This is a genomic window from Kitasatospora sp. NPDC057692 (assembly GCF_042799475.1).
Taxonomy (GTDB): Bacteria; Actinomycetota; Actinomycetes; order Streptomycetales; family Streptomycetaceae; genus Kitasatospora.
Map to the genome: position 1 here is coordinate 64571 of NZ_JBHVIV010000015.1, position 15277 is coordinate 79847.

General features: G+C 77.5%; 10 protein-coding genes. All 10 read right to left on the bottom strand.

The window, feature by feature from the left end; genetic code table 11:
• The 10 genes from ACFVFS_RS11965 to ACFVFS_RS12010 all read right to left on the bottom strand — a co-directional run bounded on the left by ACFVFS_RS11965 (window position 1) and on the right by ACFVFS_RS12010 (window position 15039).
• The gene (locus tag ACFVFS_RS11965; RefSeq protein WP_380622918.1) at window positions 1-1182 is read right to left on the bottom strand and encodes a hypothetical protein; all 1182 of its coding nucleotides are present in this window, start codon (window positions 1180-1182) and stop codon (window positions 1-3) included.
• On the bottom strand, window positions 1183-3261 hold the full coding sequence (locus tag ACFVFS_RS11970) for an Hsp70 family protein (protein ID WP_380622920.1): 2079 nt from the start codon (window positions 3259-3261) through the stop codon (window positions 1183-1185).
• Window positions 3261-5381: an AAA family ATPase gene (locus ACFVFS_RS11975; RefSeq protein ID WP_380622922.1), complete on the bottom strand. Its 2121-nt coding sequence runs from the start codon at window positions 5379-5381 to the stop codon at window positions 3261-3263. Before ACFVFS_RS11975 ends, ACFVFS_RS11970 begins: the two co-directional genes overlap by 1 nt.
• Window positions 5378-6979 (bottom strand): hypothetical protein, encoded by a 1602-nt coding sequence (locus tag ACFVFS_RS11980; RefSeq protein WP_380622924.1) that lies wholly within the window; start codon window positions 6977-6979, stop codon window positions 5378-5380. The genes ACFVFS_RS11975 and ACFVFS_RS11980 overlap by 4 nt, the downstream gene beginning before the upstream one ends.
• Window positions 6976-7806 carry a 4Fe-4S single cluster domain-containing protein gene (locus tag ACFVFS_RS11985; protein ID WP_380622926.1) on the bottom strand — a complete coding sequence of 277 codons (831 nt, stop codon included), beginning with the start codon at window positions 7804-7806 and terminating at the stop codon, window positions 6976-6978. The genes ACFVFS_RS11980 and ACFVFS_RS11985 overlap by 4 nt, the downstream gene beginning before the upstream one ends.
• On the bottom strand, window positions 7803-8912 hold the full coding sequence (locus tag ACFVFS_RS11990) for a hypothetical protein (RefSeq protein WP_380622928.1): 1110 nt from the start codon (window positions 8910-8912) through the stop codon (window positions 7803-7805). The genes ACFVFS_RS11985 and ACFVFS_RS11990 overlap by 4 nt, the downstream gene beginning before the upstream one ends.
• 76 nt (window positions 8913-8988) lie before the next feature.
• A complete protein-coding gene (locus ACFVFS_RS11995) occupies window positions 8989-9774 on the bottom strand; it encodes a hypothetical protein (protein WP_380622930.1) in 786 nt (261 codons plus the stop codon).
• Window positions 9771-10577, bottom strand: coding sequence for an RES family NAD+ phosphorylase (locus tag ACFVFS_RS12000; RefSeq protein ID WP_380622932.1), 807 nt, complete (start codon window positions 10575-10577; stop codon window positions 9771-9773). The genes ACFVFS_RS11995 and ACFVFS_RS12000 overlap by 4 nt, the downstream gene beginning before the upstream one ends.
• Window positions 10577-11440, bottom strand: coding sequence for a hypothetical protein (locus tag ACFVFS_RS12005; protein WP_380622934.1), 864 nt, complete (start codon window positions 11438-11440; stop codon window positions 10577-10579). Before ACFVFS_RS12005 ends, ACFVFS_RS12000 begins: the two co-directional genes overlap by 1 nt.
• Complete coding sequence (locus ACFVFS_RS12010; protein WP_380622936.1) at window positions 11437-15039, bottom strand: CHAT domain-containing protein; 3603 nt, start codon at window positions 15037-15039, stop codon at window positions 11437-11439. The genes ACFVFS_RS12005 and ACFVFS_RS12010 overlap by 4 nt, the downstream gene beginning before the upstream one ends.
• Window positions 15040-15277 lie beyond the last annotated feature (238 nt).

Here is a 15277-nt window from a genome sequence, read left to right on the forward strand (position 1 = left end):
TCACCCCCGCCCCCGGCGGGGCACGGCCCCGAACTCGCTGAGCAGCCACAGCAGCGGGTCGGTGACCCGGTACGGCTGGATGCCGGTGGGCGCCACCAGGGCGTCCGGGGTCGGTCCGGCGCCCAGCGCGGAGACCCCGAAGTAGCGGTAGCGCCGGTAGTGGGTCGCGAGGTCCTGGTCGATCCGCACGCCCTCCCACTCCTTCAGCAGCCGGCGGACCTCCTCGTGGACGTCCAGGCTGTCGGCGGTGTCGAAGCGGTCCCCGGCCGGCGGGTGGCCGCGCAGCGGGCTGCCGGGGTCGAGGGTGTCCCAGAAGGCGTCGAGCTTGGCGAAGACCACCGCCAGCGGGGTTCGGATCAGGCCGGAGGAGCCCTTCTGCCGGGCCATCAGCATGTTCGTCACCCGGCTGAGCACGTTGACCGGCTCGTCGACCCCCTCCGACCCCGGCAGTACGGTGCCCGGCCGGGCCAGCGGGCGGGCACCCGGCATCTGCAGCGGGTCGAGGATCAGGATCACGCCGTCGGCGTTGGCCAGGTAGCGGGTGTTCAGCTCGACGTTCTCCCGCGAGTTGAAGTCCTCGCCGGCCGTGTCGAAGAAGGAGAGCACGCTGTGCCGCGGCCGGGAGCGGTTCAGCCGGCCGCGGCTGCGGCTGAAGCGGAACACCAGCGGCTCCACTCGCCCGTCGTTGGCGGCCGCGGTCCTCGTCCCGTGGAACAGCCGGCCGTGCCGGTAGAGCTGCTCCTCGTAGTCGCTGCCGAACCGGCGGATCGTCAGGTCGTCCGAGGCCATCAGGGCGGTGCCGAGCCCGGCGCCGACCCGGTTCATCAGCTCGTGCAGCAGCACGGTCATGTAGACCGTCTTGCCGGAGGCCTTCGCGCCGACCATGGCGATCAGGCGGTGCCCGACCATGCCGAACTGGACCGGCAGGGTGCTGTGGCAGACCGGGCAGATCCGGTACGTCGTCTCGGCCGCGCAGGCCGGGCAGACGGCGGTGGGCTTGCGCCCGTCGGCCCGGAAGGCCGGGCCGACCTCGCCGCGCCGGCCGGTCCGCTCGGCGAGCACCGGGTCGCGCTCGAACGCGCACCGACGGCCGGTCGGGCTGGGCCGGCCGCTGCACCGGAACCCGATGTCGCGGGCGGCGAAGGTCTCGTAGCAGTAGGGGCAGACCAGGTCGGCGGCCATTCAACTCACCTTCAGCCGGTGCAGGGAGGCCGGGCGCAGCTCGGTGGCGGCGTCGTCCGGGCCGAGCGGCAGGCAGATCAGCCAGGAGGGACCCCGGGTGGCGGGGAGGGGCAGGTCGACGGTGAACGGGATCCGGGCCTCCAGCCGGCGGGCGGGCAGTTCGCGCAGCACCGTCCCGTCCGCGGCGCCGGCCGGGCAGATCCGGCCGAGGCCGTGCACCACCTGGAGGGCCGGCAGCTCGCAGGGGGTGTCCGCGACGAAGGTCAATCGGGCCGTCCGGCCGCGCAGGCCCGGCAGGCCGCGCCGGACCACGGCCTCGTAGCGGACCAGGGGCGGCCGGGCGGGCAGGATCAGCGCCGACGGTTCGGCGAGCGGATCGGCGGGGTGCGGGGTGAGCGCCGCCACGGTGACGGTGACGGCGCCGCGGCCGACCCGCAGGTCGAGGCCGCCGTCGTGCTGGTAGGACCGGCGGCCGCAGCGGACGTCCCCGGTCCGGGGCAGGCCGCCGGGGTCGGGGGCGTCCAGCGACCAGCGCACCCGGGCCTCGCGGCTGTCGGGGGGCCAGGCCCAGACGAGCAGGAGGTGGTCGTCCCTGCGAGTGGCGCGCAGCTGCGGGACGGGGACGGGGTGCAGGGCCTGGTCGGCGGCGGGGGGAGCGGGAGCGGTAGGCGGTTCGGGTGTCCGGGGCGGTGCCTGCTCCGGTCCGTGGTGCGGCGGCGCGGCGGCGGTGTCGGCGTTGGTGACGGCTTCGGCTTCGGCGGCGTCGGGCGGCCGCTCGGACGGCCCGGGCCGGTCGGCCCATGGCCGGTCGCGCCACGGCTCCTCCTCCGCCGGTCGCTCCTCCGCCGGCCTCCGCTCCCCCGGTCGCGCCGGTCCGGGGGCGGTGGTCCCCGGACCGGGGCGCCGCCCGGCCCGGGATGCGTTCGGCGCCCGTCGGCCGCCGGACCCGCCGGAGGAGGTGTCCCGCCCGCGCGGGTCGGGGTCGTCGTCCGTCGGCCGGGGCCGGGTCGCGGCGGGGCCGGTGAGCACTCTGAGCAGTCCGAAGTCCCCGGTGAGCGCGAGTCCGCTCGCCACCGCGGCCCCGGGTGTCCGCGAGCGCACGGTGAGTCCGAGCCGCTCCTCCAGCCACTCGGCCGTTCCCGGTGCCTCGCTCAGGCCGCCGGCCAGCAGCAGGGTGCCCGGGACGTCCCAGCCGCGGTCCTGGACGGTCTCCAGCAGGGTGCCGACCGCCCCCGCGCCCAGCTCGCGCAGCGGCTCGACCAGCGCGCGGAGGGTCTCCCGGTCGAGCGAGACCTCGTGCTCCGCACCCTCCCAGGGCACCCGCTGCCACGCCTCCGGGGCCTCGTCGAGCGCGAGCCGCAGCCGCTCGGCGGCCGGGAGCAGCGGCCCGACCGGCCCGTCGGGAGAGCCGAGCCGGCGCAGCAGCTCCCGGGCGACGGCCTCGTCCCAGTGGTCGCCGCCGAGGGGTTGCGAGACCGTCTCCAGGACGCGCACGGTCCGGTCGCCGTCGACGGCGAGCAGGCTCAGGTCGGAGCCGGTGGCGCCCTGGTCGTACACCAGGACGGAGAGGCGGGCGCCGTCGCGGACCGCACCGTAGTGCAGCGCCGCCGCCACCGACTCCGGCAGCACCTGGCCGACCCGCAGGCCGGTCTGCTCGGCCGCCCGGCGCAGGGCCGGTTCGCCGCCCCCGCCGGCGGGCAGCGCGAGCGCCACCTCCTGCGGGGTGCCGCCGCCGCACTCCCGGCTGCGCCGGGCGAGTGCGGCCAGGACGACACCGGTGAGCGCCTCGGGCCCGAGCGCGCCGCCCCGAGGTCCGGCGGGGAGCGGCGCGTCGGCGAACGGATCGTCGGTGGGCCGCCAGGCGCCGGCGGGCCACGCGCCGGCGGGCCGCTCGGCGGTGCCCGTGAAGAGCCCGGCGCGGGCCGACCGGGCACCCGCCGTCCGGGCGGGCCGGGGGCCGTCCGGGCCGGTGACGTCGACGGTCGCCGGGACATCGGTCGCGCCGGTCACCACCGGCGCGCCGTCGGGGCCCGGCCAGGCGATGCGGGCGTAGCTGTCCCCCAGGTCGATGCCGTGCATCAGGGTGTCCCCCCGTCCCCGTGCCGATCCGGCTCCCTGCCGTCGCCCTTGACGGCGACGGGGGTCACGCACACCGCGCCGTCGCCGTCGATCGCCAGCCGGATCGCGCTCCCCCTCGGCGGCGCGTGTCCGATGACGTACCGCACGACGGCGCCCAGGACGGGGTCGAACTCGTTGCGGATCTGCCGCCCGCCGTAGGCCTGCCGCTCGGGGTCGGCCATCCGGCCGGTGATCCAGGGGTGGATGCTCTCCGTGTCGGGGACCAGCCCGATCCCGTGGCGTTCGTCCAGCGACTCGGCGAGCTGGTCGAGCAACCGGTCCGCGATGCCGACCACGTGCTCGGTGCGCAGCATGTCGAAGACCACCACGCCGGGCTTGAGCCGGCCGTAGATCTCGGGGCGGCCGATCGCCCGGAACTTCTCCTCCACGGCTTCGGTGAAGTGACGGCGCAGCACCTCGTACGGCAGGTCCCCGCCGTGCTCGGCCAGCAGTCCGGGCAGCCCGCCGGCGCCGGTGTTGGAGGTGAAGATGATCAGGCTCTGGGAGAAGTACGCCGTCCGGCCCTGCCCGTCGGTGAGCCGGCCGTCCTCCAGGATCTGCAGGAACTTGTCCAGGACCGCCGGGTGGGCCTTCTCGATCTCGTCGAAGAGCAGCACGCTGAACGGCCGCTCCCGCACCCGCCGGGTGAGCTCGCCGCCCTGGTCGTAGCCGATGAAGCCGGGCGGCGCCCCGGCCAGGCGCTCGGCCGCGTGCTCCTGCTGGTACTCGCTCATGTCGAAGCGCGCGTAGGCGCTCGGATCACCGAAGATCAACTGGGCCACGGACTTCGCGAGTTCGGTCTTGCCGACGCCGGTCGGGCCGACGAAGAAGAACGAGCCGCGCGGCCGGGCCGCCCCGGATCCGCCGAAACCCACCCCCACGAAGGCGGTCTGGAGTGCGCCCACCACCGCGTCGACGGCGGTCCGCTGTCCGATCACCCGGGTGCCGAGCTCCCCGGCGGCCTCGGCGATGGTCCGGCGGTCGATCTGGCTCCACGGGTCGACGTTGACGTTGATGCGGTGGCGCTCCAGCAGCCGGCCCGGCTCCCCCACCGGGGTGCGGCGGATGTGCGAGGTCCGCGCCAGCGCGTCCAGCTCCCAGCCGGCCATGCCGTCGGTGGCACCGACCAGCGCCTCGAACCCGGCCGGGCCGGCCTCCGCGCCGCCGTTGAACTCGCCGCCGATCATGGCGAACCAGCGCCGGCGCTCCGCCTGGTCGGGCGGGCCGATGTGCAGCACCACCGTGCGCGGGTCCTCCCGGTACAGCCAGGCGGGCAGTCGGGCGAGGTCGCCGACGACGGCGAGCACCGCGTTCCGGGCGGGCGACCGCGCCGGAACGGCCGCCCCGGCCGGGCCGGTGCCGGGGTGCGGCAACGGGGAGACGGCGTCCGACATGGCCGCGCGCAGGTGCAGGTGGCCCTGGGTGGAGGAGGCCTCGTTCAGCGGCAGGGCGAGGTCGATGTCCTCGAAGACGAAGGCGACGGCCGCCTGCGGGGAGGCCGCCAGCCGGTGGGCCTCCGCCAGCGCGTCGTCCACCGAGGCCAGCCGGCGGGCCGGGCGGGCGGCGAACAGCCCGCCGGAGGCCGCCCGGCGCAGCTCGCCGCGTCTGGTCGCGGGCTCCTGGGCCGGGGTCTGCGCCGGATCCCCGGCGCTCCCCGGCCCCGGTGAGGGGCCCCGGCCCGGGCGCCCGGCGGCGTCCGGGCCGGGGTGCGCGGCCGAGTCCCCTGTGCCCGGCCGTGCCGAGGCGGCGGCCCTCGCGGGCGGCCGCCGGTCCAGTGCGGCGAAACGGTCCTGATCGCCGTCGAGCGGGAAGGTGAGGCCGCCCACCGGGTCCCACCAGGCCACCGTGCCGGCGCCGCACCCGTGCAGCGCGTGGGCCAGCACGGTGCGGAACGGGACCGGGCGGCCCCGCCACCACCAGCGGTCACGGACCTGCCCGGTGAGGATCACCTGACGGCCGCGCCAGAGCTCCCAGCGCAGGGCGGCCACCCAGAGCGGCGCCTCCTCCCGGGCGACGCTCCGGCTGCCGGCGGAGCCCGAGCCGGCCGCGCCGGGTACGCCGGGTGCGCCTGCGGCGCTCATGCGGTGCCCCGCGCCGTGCCCTCGGAGGTGCCCCTGGCGGCGCCGCCCGGCCGGGCGGCGCCGCCGCCGCGCGGCGGTTTGCCGTCCCAGTCCAGCTCGCCGGGGTGGTAGCCGCTCTCCCCCATCGCCTCGTGCACCCGGTCCAGCAGCGCCTCGGTCCGGTCGCAGGTCACCTCGCGGCGCTCGGGCACCACGACGACGTCCGACTCGCCCTCCACCGTGTAGCTCAGGACCGGTGTGCCGTCGTTCGCCGTGCCGACGCTCGTCTCGTAGCGGGCGCCGTTCGGCCGCTCGAAGACCAGCACGAACTCCTGCCCCAGATCGCCCCCGCCGGTGAAAGCCAGCCCCTCACCGGCCATCGCCTCCTTCAGCACCTCGGCCAGCTCGGTGCGCCGCTCGAACGCCAGCAGCAGCTCGTCGAGCCGGGCCTCCACCGCGGGCAGCAGCCGCTCCAGCTCCTCGACTGCGGTCAGCGCCGCCCGGCCCCGGGAGTCCTCGACCGCGCCGGTCGCCCGGTGGACGGCGGTGAGGAGGCGGCCCTGCAGGTCGGTCTCCCCGAAGGCGGCGGCGTCACGGGCGGCGTCGCGCGCGGTCTGCTCGACGACGGCCAGCCGGTCGGCGGCCTCCGCCAGTTCGGCGGCGAGCTCCGCGGCCTGCCGCTCGGCCTCCGCCCGGAGCCGTTCGGCGGCCTGCTCCCGTGCCCGGCGCTGCTGTTCGGCGGCCTGCTCGTGAGCCCTGCGCTGCCGCTCGTCGGCCTGCTCCCGGGCCCTGCGGTGCCGTTCGTCGGCCTGCCGCCGGGCGGCCTCGGCGAGGGCGGCGGTGCGGGCGGTCTGCACGGCGACCGCGTGGCGGGCCAGTTCGTGCTCGACGGTGCCAAGGAGCGCTTCCACCCTGAGCGTCCGGTGCTCTGCCGCCGCCTGTCGCAGATCGCCCAGCAGCTCGGCGCAGCGGCGCCGCCCGGCCGCGTCGACCTCCGCCCCGGTCTCGGCCAGCAGGCGGAACTGCCGCTCCAGCGCGGCGATCCGGTACTCGTGGCCGGCTTCGGCGGGCCGCTCGTGGTCGCGGCCGGCCGACCGCAGCGCGACGGCCCGGCCGCGCAGCTCCTCGACCTCCGCCCCGAGCCCGGCGTCCGGACGGTGCCGGGCGCGGGAGCGCAGCTCGGCCAGCCGGTCGGCCAGCTCGCGCACGGCGGCCGGGTCCGCGGCCGTGCGCGCCGCGTCGATCAGGGCCTCCACCTCCTCCAGGCCGCGGGCCGCCGCCGCGCCCTGGGCGTCCAGCGCCGCCGCGACCCGCCCGGCCCGTTCCGCCTCCTCCCGGTCCCTCCGCTCGGCGGCCCGGCGGTCGGCCTCGGCCAGCACCTTCGCCCGGTGCTCCCGCTCGCGGCGCTCCGCCTCCTTCCGGGCCTTCTCCCGGGCGGCGGCGCGGCGCTCCGCCTCGGCGCGGGCCCGGGCCCTGGCCGCCGCGCGGCGCGCCCGCTCGCGGGCCCGCTCCTGCTCCAGCCGGCGCCGCCGCTCGGCCTGCCGCCGCCGCTGCGCGGCCTCGGCGGCGAGCCGCGAGGCGCCGACCGAGACGCTGCTGTACATCGGTGATCCGCTCACCGTCCCCCTCCTTCGGTGTGCCGGCCCCCGCCGTACGGGGCCTCGGTGCGTGGACCCGGGGTGTGCGGGTCCGGCGTGTGCGGGTCCGGCGCGTGCGGCGCCTCGGTCTGCGGACCCGACGTGTGCGGACCCGGTGCGCGCGGGTCCGACGCGCGCGGCCGCCCGCCGCCGGGCGGGCCGGGCGGCGGCGGGGCGGTGCGCAGGGCGAAGCCCCGGGCCTCCACCCGCCGTTCGATCTCCTCCCGGAAGCCCGGCACCGCCGGCACGCCGGCCCAGGAGAGCGAGCCGTCGAGCCCCACGCAGAACTCGATCCCCGCCCCGGTGTCGGGCTCCGCCGGCAGCTCCGAGTAGCGCCGCGACAGCCGGTGCACCCGTTGGTTGGACGACCCCCGCCAGCGCACGTCGGCGTGCAGCGCGGCCACGTACGGGCCGTCGACGAGCAGGTCGAGCCGGTCCAGCAGTCCCCGCTGTGCCGGAGTGCCGCGCCGCAGGGTCTCCAGGCGGAAGCCGGAGTACGCCATCGCGGACAGCTCGGGCCGCACCTCCCGCAGGCCGTCGAGCAGCGCGACCAGCGCCCCGGCCTGGGCGAACGGCTCGCCGCCGGAGACGGTGACCCCCTCGATCCCGCTCAACCCGGCCAGCCAGTCGATGAGTTCGGCGACCGGGCGGCCCGGCCCGTCGGTGAACGGCAGCGTCTCCGCCGCCACACAGCCCCGGCAGCGCAGCGGGCAGCCCTGCACCCAGAGCACCGCCCGGTGGCCGGGCCCCAGGACGGAGCACCGGTCGAGCGTGCGGGCCACCGAGAGCCGCGGGTCCGTTCCGTTCACGTCGTCCTCCACGCGGTGTCCGCCGCCCGGGGTGCCCGGGGCGGTCGTCGGCCGGGCGCCGCCCCGGCGGGCGCGGCCGGGTACTCCTCGCCGCCCCGCCGCGCCAGGTCGCACCACGGGCACCACGGCCGCTCCGCCGTGTACACGTGGCGGCCGTTCTCGGCGCAGTCGCGCAGCCGGCCGTCCGCCAGCTCCGCGTGCAGGACCGCCGCCCACGCGGCCGCCCGCGGCCGGTCGCCGGGAGCGCTCCGCCCGGCCGGTCCGAAGGCCGCGCGCAGCAGGGCGGCGACCCGGCCCGGCAGCAGGTCGGCCGGCGGCAGCGGGCCGGGCAGCGCGACGGACCGGTGGTCCGTCAGCCGGCAGCGCCCGTGCACCAGGTTGTCGTCCAGCGAGACGTACCGGCCGCCGTCGCCGGGGTGCCCGGCGAACGGGTGCAGGCCCGCCATCAGCAGCCGGTGCACGACGACCGCCAGGACGAAGTCGTCGCCCGCCCGGGACGGGGCCGCCTCCGGGGCCCCCACCGCCTCCGGCGCCGTGTACCCGGCCGTGCGCACCCCGCAGCGGAACACCCGGCCGCCGTCGGCGAACTGCCAGGAGTCCACGTCCGCCATCCCGACCTCCCCGTGCCCGTCCACCCAGAGGTTGTCCGGCTTCAGATCGCCTACCAGGTACTCCTCCGCGTGCAGGGCGGCCAGCAGCGCCGCCAGCCCGGCCGCCGCCCGCAGCGCGGTCTCCCAAGTGGCGCCCGGCAGGCGGCTCCGGCGGCCGTCGGAGGACAGCAGGTCCTCCAGTGGCCGGTACCGGCCGCGCAGATCGCTCATCAGGTAGCCGTGCACGCCGCCGCGCACCGTGGTGACCGGAACCCTCGGCCAGGCCACCCCGCCACCGGCCCCGTCGAGCAGCCGCACGGTGCGGGGCTCGTGCCGGCGGCGCACCAGCCGGGCGATCCGGTCCCGGTACGCGGCCGGATCGGACGGCCGCGGCACCAGCTTGGCCACCAGGGCCGGGACGTCCGCCACGGCGTAGACCACCCCTTCCCCGCCCCGGCCGACCTCCTCGGTCAGCCACCACTGCCGGCCGTCCTCGGCCACCACCCTCAGCGCCACCGGGCACCGCCGGGCGGCCGGGCGCGCAGTGCCGTCGGGTGGTCGCCGGGGGCCACCGCCCATCGGGCGGGGGCGCTCACCGGTGCTCCTCTTCCAGGCCGTCGAGGATGTCGGTGTTCGCCGCGTAGTCCTCGACCTCGGCGGAGACCTCCTCGGCCGTGCGGTGGCCCGCCCGTTCCGAGCTCAGGAACACGACGTCGAGGATCCGGCCGAAGTCCAGCCCCGCCAGCAGGTGGGTCGCCCGCGGCGCGAGGGCCTCCAGGACCTCCAGGTCGGCCCCCTCGACCCCGATCACGAAGAGGAGGCACTCGCCGGCCTGCTCGGCCTGCCGCAGCTGTTCGGCGGTGGCCGCGACCTCCGCCGCGTCCAGCCGGGCGCCCGACGCGTCGCTCGGCGCGCCGTCGGTGATCAGCCAGATCAGCGGCCGCAGCACCGGCACCCGGCGGGCGGCGAGGTCCCGGTAGCGGCGGCGGGCCAGGTCCAGGGCGAACCGCAGGGCCGGCACCAGGCAGGTGAAGCCCTCCGCCGTCAGCGCGGGCGGCCGCAGCTCGTCCAGCGGGCTGAACAGCGCCTCGCCGTCGGCCTCCTCCGGCGCGCGGAAGGCTCCCGCGGAGGCGTCGAAGACGCGCACCCGCGAGTCGAACGCGACCAGGCAGACCCCCACCCTGGTGCGCAGCCGTTCCCTGGCCCGGATCGAGTCGAGGCCGCGGGCGAGCGCCCGGTTGAGGTCGGCGATCGGCGGGGCGTCGGCGGGGCGGTTCATCGAGGCGGAGGTGTCCAGCAGCACGATGACCGGCTGCTGTTCGTCCCAGCCGCTCCCGGGAGCGGCTCCGGGGGCCGTCCGGCCGGTGGCCGTCGTCATGGTGCGCCCACCGCCCCGGACGCCTCGGACGCCCCGGGGTCGCGGAAGGCCCCGTCACGGTCGGCGGCATCGCGGCCCGCCTCGTCGACGGCGCCGACGAAGCGGGCGCCGACGCTGTCGACGGAGTCCTCGCCACGAGGTCCGGGCGGCACGACCGCCGCCCGCAGCGGGGCGAACAGCCGGTTCACCTCCGCCACCCCGTCCGGGGTGTCCAAGGCGTGGACGGTCCCGGGGTCGCTCTTCAGCACCCCCTCGCCGCAGCGGTCGCCGAACAGCACCAGGGCCTCGCGGGGCCGGTGCCGCCGGGACTGCCACACCAGGCCCTGCGCCTCCGGCACCCGGGCCCGCAGCTCGGCGGCCCAGCGCCGGGTCTGCGCGTACCCCGGGCCCTCGGTCTCCAGCAGCCAGGAGTCCTGGCAGACCGCGGCGAGGTCCTCCTCGCTGACCAGCTCGACGAGGCACAGGTCGACGGCGGTGTGCAGCATCGTCAGCGAGCGCTGCGCGACCGCCCGGTAGGGGATCAGCCGCATGCCGGTGTCGGCGTCGAAGAGCATCGCGCGCAGCAGGACCTCGGCCAGCGCGGTGGCCGGCTCGGGCGCGGCGTAGAGGAAGGAGTAGGGGTCGGCCATGGTGCCGTCGAAGCGGCTGCCGCCGAAGTGGGAGTCGGCCGGCACCGGGTTGAAGCCGGCGCCGGGGCGACCGGTGCGGTGGCAGCGCCAGAGCTCGGTGCCGGCCGGCAGGGTCCGCAGGTGCGGGCGCATCCGGAAGCCGTCGGAGTCCTGGGGAGGCGGGTACGCGGGCATCAGTCCCCCTCCACCACGGACAGGGCGGCCGCGGTCAGCAGCTCGTCCGAGACAAGTCCGAGCAGCGCGGCCGGGGTGCCGCCCAGCCAGCTGTTGCCGGCGAGCCACCAGTCGGCGGCGCCCCAGGGGTCCTCCTCGGCCAGCAGCAGCCGGTTGATCCGCGCGACGACCGGCAGCAGGCCGCGGCCGGTGGCGGTACCGGAAGCGCCGGAAGCGGAACCGGGACCGGAGCCGGAACCGGCCGCCGCGTCGGCGAACTGGAAGGCGGGGTAGCGGTGTTCGCCCGCCTGGTCGACCAGTCGGATGACCAGGCCGGAGCCGGCCAGGGCCGCCGCGTCGAGACCGCGCGCGTCGAGTTCGGCGCGGCCGAGCGAGGGCGCGGCCAGCAGTCGGCGCTGCGCGGCGGCGATGATTCCGGCGGTGTCCGGCGCGGCGTCCGGAGGAGCCGCACCGCGGCGGTCGTCCTCGCGTTCGTCGGCGCGGCCCTCCGCATCGCCCTCCGCGTCGCCCTCCGCGTCGCCGTCCGCACGGCCGGGACCGGACGCGGACGCCGCGAACGCGGACGCGGCGTCGGTCTCCGCCAGCCAGGCCAGCAGTTCCCTGGCCAGCTCGGCCGTCGGCCGCGGGTCGGCGGCGACCGCGCGCAGGGAGTTCAGCCGCTCGCGCACCGGGTGGTCCAGCGGCAGCGACATCAGCGTGAGCTTGACGCCGTGGAACGCCCTCCGCGTGGCCGACCCGTCGCCCCGCGCCTCGGCGAGCGAGGCCAGCCGGGCCGCCAGTTCCGTGCGCTTCTCGTCGCTCAGCGCCGCCCACACCCCGGCCCAGTGCCGCCGAAGCAGCGCCATCAGCGCCTCCGGACTCATGCCGTCCCCTCCTGTCGTTCCGCCGTGTGCGCAGGCCCGGCCGGCCCGGCCGTCGTGGCCGTCGCGGCCGTCGCGGTCGTCGCGGTCGTCGCCGCGTCCGCGGCCCCGGGGTGCCCCTGGTGGATGAAGGCCGCCCAGAGCGGCAGCCGGTCGAGACCGGGCTGCGAGGCCTCGCGCCGCAGCTCCCCGCCGAGTCCCTCGGGGGCCTCGCGGTGCGGGTCCAGCATCCAGAGCTGGGCCGCGCGCAGCGCGTCGGCCGGGCTGAGCCCGGCCGACGCCACGTGGTGGTGGAAGACCGCCATCATCAGTGCGGACGCGCCGTCCCTCGTCGTCCAGCGCGAGCCGACGACGTCCTTCGCGCCGCTCGCCAGGAACGCCGTGGCCAGGGTCAGCGCCTCGTCGTGGTCGCGGTTGGAGAGGTCCGTCTCGCACGCGCTCAGGACCACCAGCGGCCCGCCCCGGCCGGCACCGGCCTCGGCCGGACGGTCCAGCAGGCGGGTGACGGTGAGCATCCCCGGGTCGGCGGCGCCGCCCGGCAGGCCCGCGCGTACGGGCGGCCGCGTCGGACCGGGGTCGGCGAGGCTGAGCGCGGACACCGTCGGGCGGACGCCCGCCTCGCCGTGCGAGGCGATGTGCAGCAGCGAGAGCGGCGGCCGCGCACCCGAACCCGGGAGCAGCGCGAGCATCTCCTCCGGCGTCCCGGGACCGACCCGCTCGCCGTCCAACCCGTAGTACTCGCCGTAGAGTTCGGCGTCCGGGTAGTAGCCGTCGCGAAGCGCGAGGACCTCCAGCTCGGCCCGGGTCAGGTCCATCTGCGGGTCAGCCACCAGCACGGGGCGGGCCCCGGGCGCGAGCCGTTCGCGGGCCGCCGCGCGCAGGAACTCCCGGCCCGAGGCCGCGTACGACAGCACCATGAGCTCGCACGCGTAGCGGTGCCGGTCCTCCTCCGGGAGGCGGGCGGCGTGCCAGGGCACGGCACCGAGGTTCCCGCAGGGCACCAGCACGATCCGGGGCGGGCCGGGCCTCTCCCGGTGCCGGTCCGGATTGGCCTCCAGGCGCTCGGCGACACCGAGGAGGAGCGGGGCGACGACGGCCGGCCAGGCCCAGTCGCACAGGTCGGAGAGGGCCTCCTCCCACGGTGCCTCGATCGCCTCGACCGCTTCGACGGCTGCGGCGCCCTCGGACGCCGCGCGGCGCAGCCGGGAGCGTTCGGCCGACAGGTCGAGGAAGGACTCCAGCGGCGCGCGCCCGGCCTCGGCGAGCAACGGCAGGCCGAGCACCCCGGGCTCCAGGTCCGGCCCCAGGACGATCGCCATGCCGGGCATCCCCTCCGTGCCCGGCAGGAGGTACACCAGGGCGTCGGTCTCGCCCGGCCGCAGACCCGCGTTCAGCTCCGCCAGGGTGGGCGGTTCGAAGAGCCCCGCCCCGCCCCGGAGCGCGTCCAGGGCCCGTCGCCGCAGCAGGCTCGGGATCGGCTGGTCGGCGGCGCGGTCCCGGGCGGACTCCGCCTGCCGCCAGGCGTCCGCCAGCTCCTGGTGGCCGCGGGCCGCCAGCAGCTCCGGCACCTCGGCCGAGGCCGCGGCCGCCTGCAGCACCAGCGACCGGCCCAGCTCCAGCATGGTCACCGCGCGTTCGGCCAGCCCCTGGGCCCCGGCCCACCGCGCCGCTTCCACGGCGCGCGAGGCTCCCTCCCGGGCCCTCAGCAGCCGGTGCTCGGCCCCGACCTCCAGCAGCACGTCGGCGGTCAGGACCTCGAAGGACTCCACCATGGCCCGCGCCGCGGCCGCCCGGTCGCCCGCCTCGGCGTCGTCCCGCTCGCGGTAGGCATCGGCGAGGGCCCAGAGCAGGGTGGCGTGCTGCCAGGTCCCGCCGTCCGCCGCGTCGCGCCGGGCCGCCTCCAGCTCCTCGACGGCGCGGTCCTGGTCGTCGCGGGAGCGGGTGAGCCCGGCCTGCAGGTGGCTGGCGAGCGCGCGGCCCGGCAGCATCCGGCCGGCGCCCGCGAGCAGGCTGGGGGGCTGCTCGGAGGGCTGCGCGTCCAGGTGGGCGCGGAGCGCCTCCGGGTCGCCGTCCAGGAAGGCGCGGACCGCGGTGAGGCTGAGGCGCAGCGGTTCCAGCAGTCCGCCGTGGCCCGTCGATCCCTCCATGAGGTCGAGGGCCTCCTGCAGGTGGTGCATGCCGGTCCGCAGCGCCGTCGTCTCGTGGGTCAGCTGCCAGAGGTCGTAGTGGACCAGACCGAGCATCATCAGTGCGTTGGCGAGGGCGTCGTGGCCGCCGGGCAGGCCCTCGCGCAGCACCCGGAGGTCCTCGATGCAGGACAGCACGCCGGCCCGGTCCTCGACGCGCTGGAATCCCGCGCTGCGCTGGCCGATGACGATGATCCGCACGTGGAGCGCGAAGGGGTGGGAGCTGTCGCCCAGCTCCTCCAGCACCTCGGTGAAGTGCCGGTTCGCCTCCTCCTCGTCCTCCAGGTTCCCGCCGAGGAAGCGGGAGAGGACCAGGAGCGCGGGGTCGACGGCGCCGAGCAGCCCGCGCCACTTGTCGCCGGGGGGCAGACCGTCGGCGGCCTGCCGCATGACGCCGAGGGCGTCGGCGAGCATGCCGTGGTCCCGCCCCTGCATCGCGGGGACCAGCGTGGCCACGGCGTAGGTCAGCGCGTCGTACGCCGCGTCGGCGGGCCCGTCGGTGCTGTGGGCCCGGCCGGCCCGGACGCGTCGGGCGATCTCGGCGAGCTGCTCGGGTGCGAGCGAGCCCGGGATCGCCACGTCGACCATGGCCAGCGCCATGGCCGTCATCCGGTCGACGTCCTCGCGCTCGGCCTCCGGGTCGAGCGGCGGTGCGGCGGGTCCGGGGGCGGCGGGCTGTTCGGGCGGGATCGGGACGGAGTCGAGGAAGCCCATCAGCATGCGGACCTGCTGGAGGCCGGGGAAGTCCGCCGGAAGGCCGTCGATCAGCGGCCCGATGCCGGCGAGGAAGTCGGCGGCGCTGCCCTGGGCCAGGCCGAGCGCGGAGGCCATGGTGTCCAGCTTCAGTCGCAGGTCCGGCGGCAGCGGGGCGTCCCGCAGGTCGCCCAGCAGCTCCCGCAGCTCGGCGAGCACCGGCCCGCCGGGGTCGAGCACGGCCGGGTTCTCCGCCTGCCAGGCCATGACGGCCGCGAAGCCCCCCTGTCCGCCGACGGGAGCGGGAGCGGGTTGCGGGAACAGCAGGGTCGCGAGGTACAGCGCGGTCCGGTGGGCCTCCCATCCCGTGAGCGACACCTCGCAGGCCCGTGCCTCGCGCAGCAGCCGCTGGGCGCGGGGACGGTCGGCGGGCTCCTCGCCGCGGTTCAGGTGGCGGACGGCGAGCAGTCCGCCGAGCCGGGCCGCCAGCAGCGGCCTGATCGGCTCGTCCGCCCCCAGCAGCCCCTCCAGCTCCGCGAGTTCGCCGATCATCCGGTCGTGGGCCGCCGGGTCGTCGAGCCGCAGCCGGGGCGGTCCGGCCGGGTCGGGGAGCAGCAGCGCCTCGGCCCGCCCCGTCGCGTCCAGGGCCCAGGCCCGCACCCCGGACAGGCCGCCCCCTTCCGTCAACTCCGGCTCTGGAAGATCGTTCTGACCAAGCGTCATTGCGTGACTCCGTCATCCGTGCGCCTCGTGGCGTCCACATCATGACCCGGCACGCAGCCGGACGAACCCCGCTCGGGGCCGGCGACCCGATCTCAACCGGGAATCAACCGCGCTCCGCCCGCCGCCGACCCGGGACCAGCCGCTCGACGTCACCGGACGCAGCCCTCGCGGCACGATGCCGCCCTCGCGGGCCACCGCGGGCTGCTCCTGCGGACACGCGTCCGGCTGCGGCGCCACG

Bases quoted from the DNA above. Each gene is read 5' to 3' on its own strand.
- ACFVFS_RS11965 (WP_380622918.1), bottom strand. From the start codon at position 1,182: ATGGCCGCCGACCTGGTCTGCCCCTACTGCTACGAGACCTTCGCCGCC.
- ACFVFS_RS11970 (WP_380622920.1), bottom strand. From the start codon at position 3,261: ATGCACGGCATCGACCTGGGGGACAGCTACGCCCGCATCGCCTGGCCG.
- ACFVFS_RS11975 (WP_380622922.1), bottom strand. From the start codon at position 5,381: ATGAGCGCCGCAGGCGCACCCGGCGTACCCGGCGCGGCCGGCTCGGGC.
- ACFVFS_RS11995 (WP_380622930.1), bottom strand. From the start codon at position 9,774: ATGACGACGGCCACCGGCCGGACGGCCCCCGGAGCCGCTCCCGGGAGC.
- ACFVFS_RS12000 (WP_380622932.1), bottom strand. From the start codon at position 10,577: ATGCCCGCGTACCCGCCTCCCCAGGACTCCGACGGCTTCCGGATGCGC.
- ACFVFS_RS12005 (WP_380622934.1), bottom strand. From the start codon at position 11,440: ATGAGTCCGGAGGCGCTGATGGCGCTGCTTCGGCGGCACTGGGCCGGG.
- ACFVFS_RS12010 (WP_380622936.1), bottom strand. From the start codon at position 15,039: ATGACGCTTGGTCAGAACGATCTTCCAGAGCCGGAGTTGACGGAAGGG.